Here is a 4,010-nt window from a genome sequence, read left to right on the forward strand (position 1 = left end):
GCCCGCTGGGCGTGGCGCTGCTCAGCCGGGCCGCCGCCGAGGCCCCCGGCCCGCTGCGCGCCTCGCTCACCCCCGCCGCCCTGCTCGACCTGACCGTGGAGCTGCGCGAGGACAGCCCGCCGGTCCCGGTCGCCCGCACCCTGCTGAAGGAGCTGCTTCCGCACGTCCGGCGCGGCCCGTTCGCGGTGCTGGCCGCCGCGCACGACGAGGAGTCGGCCCGGATGCTCGCCCGGACCCGGCTGCGCGCCGAGGCCCCGGACGGCGACCTGGCGCTGCGGGTCCGCGACCTGCTGCGCGCCGAGGACTGGCCGGAGGGCCCGGAGCACTTCGTCGCCGACCCGCTGCTGCGCGCCCTGCTGCTGCACCGGCTGCGCTTCCACGATGGCGACCGGCCCGCGTACGCCTCCTGGCGCGCCGTCCACGAGACCCTGCGCCAGTACTACGGCCCCGCGCCCGACCCGTACCGGCTCCACCACGATCTGGCGCTCGGCGGGACCGAGGAAGCCGTGACGCATCTGCGGCTCACCTTCCCCGCGCCGGACGTGCTCGGCTGGCTGGGCCGGCTGCGGTTCCTCGCCTCCGCGCCGTACCCGCGCGAGCAGCACCGCGCCGGGCCCGACCCGCGCCGCGCGGTCGCGCTCGGCCGGCAGGCCGTCGCCCTGCCGCCCGGGCTCGACGACGAGGACGCCGAACTGCACCTGTGCCTCGGGCGGCTGCTGCACGCGCTGTGGCTGCTCACCGACCCGCTCGCGCTGCCCGACGACGACGTCGTCGAGAAGCTGGCGCACGAGCTGCGCCAGCTGTCCGGCCGGCATCTGACCGGCAACAGTCCGCTGTGGGACGCGGCCACCCACTGGCCGAGGGACATCCGTGCCTGGCAGGGGATCACCGTCCCGCCGGGCCGGGAGGACGGAGTCTGACGACCATGGCCAACCAGCTGCGCTACCGCGTCTTCTACACCACCCGGCAGAAGATCGTCACGTCGGTGATCGCGCTGGCCCTCCTGGCCGCGGCCGTCGTGTACGTCGTCGACCGGGTCACCACCCCGGAGGACCGTTCCTGCGCCGCGGGCGTCGAGCGGCCCGAGGGCAGCGCCGAATGCGTCGGCGTCAACGGCGACGGGCACGACTTCGGCGTCCCCGCGCTGGCCGAGGTCGCCGCCGCGATCGCCCGCGAGAACAGGGCCCTGAAGCCCGGCACGTACGCGACGGTCGCCCTGCTGCTGCCGCTGACCTCGCCCGACGCCGGGATGCGGATCAAGGTGCTGCACGAGGTGCAGGGCGCGTACGCCCAGCAGTACCGCGCCAACCACGCCTCCAACGACCAGACCCCGAAGATCCGGCTGGTACTCGCCAACGCCGGCCGCGGCAGCGCGCACTGGCGGGCCGCCGTCGACCGGCTCAAGACGATGACCGGCGCCCCGGACCGGCTGCGCGCGGTCTCCGGCGTCGCGACCAGCTCCACCCCGGTACGGGAGGCGGTGACCGAGCTGACCCGCGCCGGCATCGCGGTCGTCGGCACCACGATCACCGCCGACGACATCGCCAACGGCCCGGGCCCCGGCCAGAACCGTTTCCCGGGCCTGGCCAGGGTCTCCCCCACCAACACCGACGAGGCCAAGGCGCTGGGCCACTTCGGCAAGGTCGACGCCGCGAAGGCGCTCCTGGTCCAGGACACCCGCTCCGGCGACCACTACACCGACACCCTGAAGTCCGCGTTCGCCGCGTCCCTGAAGGGCGCCCCGTACGAGCCGCAGCTCTTCACCTCGCCGCCCGACGCGAGCGACGAGGGCACCACCGCGAACACCTTCCGCCAGATCACCCACCTGATCTGCGACACCCGCGCCGAGACGCTCTTCTTCGCCGGCCGGCACACCCAGCTGCGCCAGTTCATCAACGCGCTCGGCGACCGCGGCTGCACCGAGCGCCGGTTCACCGTGCTGACCGGCGACGAGGGCTCGTACCTGGGCGCGGACGGCCGGCTCGACCGGGACGCGCTGAAGGCCCGGCTGACCGTGCGGTACGCCTCGCTGGCGCACCCGGACGCCTGGAAGCCGGCGGGCGGCCGTACGGTCCCGGCGGCGGGCGGCTCGACGGCCGACTACGACCGGTTCCTGGCCGACCTCGCGGCCGCGTCCAAGGAGCCGGTGGCCCTGGAGGACGGGCAGGCGATCGTCGCGTACGACGCGATGGCGACGGCCGTGCACGCCATACGGCAGGCCACCGGCGAGGGGAAGCAGTACCCGGCGCTCGCTGACGTGGTCACGCAGTGGCCGCAGGTGAAGGGCTCGCTGCGGGTGCGCGGCGCGAGCGGCTGGATCTGCCTGGACAACTACGGCAACCCGTACAACAAGGCGGTCCCGATCGTGGAGCTCGCCGCTGACGGCACCCAGCGCTTCGTGCAGATCGCCTGGCCGGAGGGGCGCCCGCCGGCCGCGGACTGCCTGCCGCCGAAGCGGGGGTGACGGCCTTGGGGGTGTCTGACGATTCCCAGGGGTGTCTGACGATTCCCCGCGGCGGGGAATCGTCAGGCGCCCCCTAGGGCTCCCACTTGGGCCAGGGCGCGTCTTCCCGCTCGTACATGTCCCGCAGGTGCTGCCAGCGCTCGGCGGTCCAGAGCCGCCAGTCCGTCGGCCGGCCGTCCAGGGCGGCGGCCAGCCGCTCGAAGTGGTCGTGCCAGCCCGCCAGGGTGTCCAGCTTCGCGTCGTGCGAGCCGTGGAAGACGTTGGTGAAACGCAGCACGGTCGACCCGCCGCCGGGGCCGCCCGGCTCCAGATGGAACCGGATCCTCTCGTGCGGCGGATCGACCGTGTACTCGGCCACCACTTCCGGGTCCCAGGCGGTCACCCGCCCCGAGACCACCGTGTTCCCGTTGAGCCAGCGCAGGGTCACCGCGCCGCCGAGCCTCGGCTCCAGCGGGTCCGCCGCGCACAGCCACTGCGGCAGACCCTCCGGCGTCGCGACGGCCGCCCACACCGCGATCCGCGGATGCGGCAGCTCCAGTACGAATCTCAGGGTGTGCGCGTCGCCGTCGTGCGTCGTGCCGATGCCGTGAGAGATCGTCTCGGTCATACCTCCAGCGTGGCCCCGCGGCCCGCGGGACGCGAGCCAAGGAGCACGTCAGACGCCGGCGTACGAGTGCTTGGAGGTGACGAAGATGTTGACGCCGTAGTAGTTGAACAGGAAGCAGGCGAACGCGATGAGCGCGATGTACGCCGCCTTGCGGCCCTTCCAGCCGGCCGTGGCACGGGCGTGCAGGTACGCCGCGTAGCCGACCCACGTGATGAAGGACCAGACCTCCTTGGCGTCCCAGCCCCAGTAGCGGCCCCAGGCGTCGCCCGCCCAGATCGCGCCCGCGATGATCGTGAAGGTCCACAGCGGGAAGATCGCCGCGTTGACCCGGTACGCGAACTTGTCCAGGGAGGCCGCGGCGGGCAGCCGCTCCAGGACGGAGCGGGCGAAGGCGCCCGGCTCGCCGCCGTCGGCGAGCTTGTTCTCGTACGAGTCGCGGAACAGGTACAGCAGGGTGGCGACGGCGCCCAGGTAGAACACCGCGCCGCAGAAGATCGCGGTGGAGACGTGGATCCACAGCCAGTACGAGTGCAGCGCCGGGACCAGCTGGTCGCTGTCGGTGTACAGCCAGGTGGTGGCCACGCCAAGGTCGAGCAGGACGGTGGTGACCAGCGGCAGGCCCATCCAGCGGACGTTCTTCCGCGCGACGAGGAAGCCCAGGTACGCGCCGACGGCCACCGTGGAGAAGGTGATCGAGAACTCGTACATGTTGCCCCACGGGGCACGCTGCACGGACAGCGCGCGGGCGACGACCCCGCCGGCCTCGACGAGGAAGGCGAGCACGGTCATCGAGACCGCGATCCGCCCCCAGAGATCGCCCTTGAACGTGCCGCCGGCGGCGCCGGGCCCGTCCGGGACATCGCGTGAACCGGCGGCGGAACGCGTAATGATCTTCGGTCGCTCCAGTACGGCGGTGGCGCCGCCCTTCTGCGCGACCTG

At 73.4% G+C, this 4,010-nt stretch carries 3 protein-coding genes and 1 pseudogene; 2 read left to right on the top strand and 2 right to left on the bottom strand.

The window, feature by feature from the left end; genetic code table 11:
- A pseudogene (locus tag VIU94_RS29250) lies at positions 1 to 920 on the top strand (hypothetical protein); the annotation flags it as partial.
- 5 nt (positions 921 to 925) lie between these two features.
- Complete coding sequence (locus VIU94_RS29255; protein WP_331915790.1) at positions 926 to 2,464, top strand: ABC transporter substrate-binding protein; 1,539 nt, start codon at positions 926 to 928, stop codon at positions 2,462 to 2,464.
- A 73-nt stretch (positions 2,465 to 2,537) separates the two neighbouring features.
- Here VIU94_RS29255 and VIU94_RS29260 read toward each other — a convergent pair whose 3' ends face one another.
- Both VIU94_RS29260 and ccsB read right to left on the bottom strand, forming a co-directional pair.
- The gene (locus VIU94_RS29260; RefSeq protein ID WP_331915792.1) at positions 2,538 to 3,071 is read right to left on the bottom strand and encodes an SRPBCC domain-containing protein; all 534 of its coding nucleotides are present in this window, start codon (positions 3,069 to 3,071) and stop codon (positions 2,538 to 2,540) included.
- 48 nt (positions 3,072 to 3,119) lie between these two features.
- Positions 3,120 to 4,010, bottom strand: an 891-nt coding sequence (gene ccsB / locus VIU94_RS29265) for a c-type cytochrome biogenesis protein CcsB (protein ID WP_331915794.1), incomplete at its 5' end; no start/stop codon positions are given.

Origin of the sequence: Streptomyces sp., from assembly GCF_036566765.1 — a bacterium.
Lineage (GTDB): Bacteria > Actinomycetota > Actinomycetes > Streptomycetales > Streptomycetaceae > Streptomyces.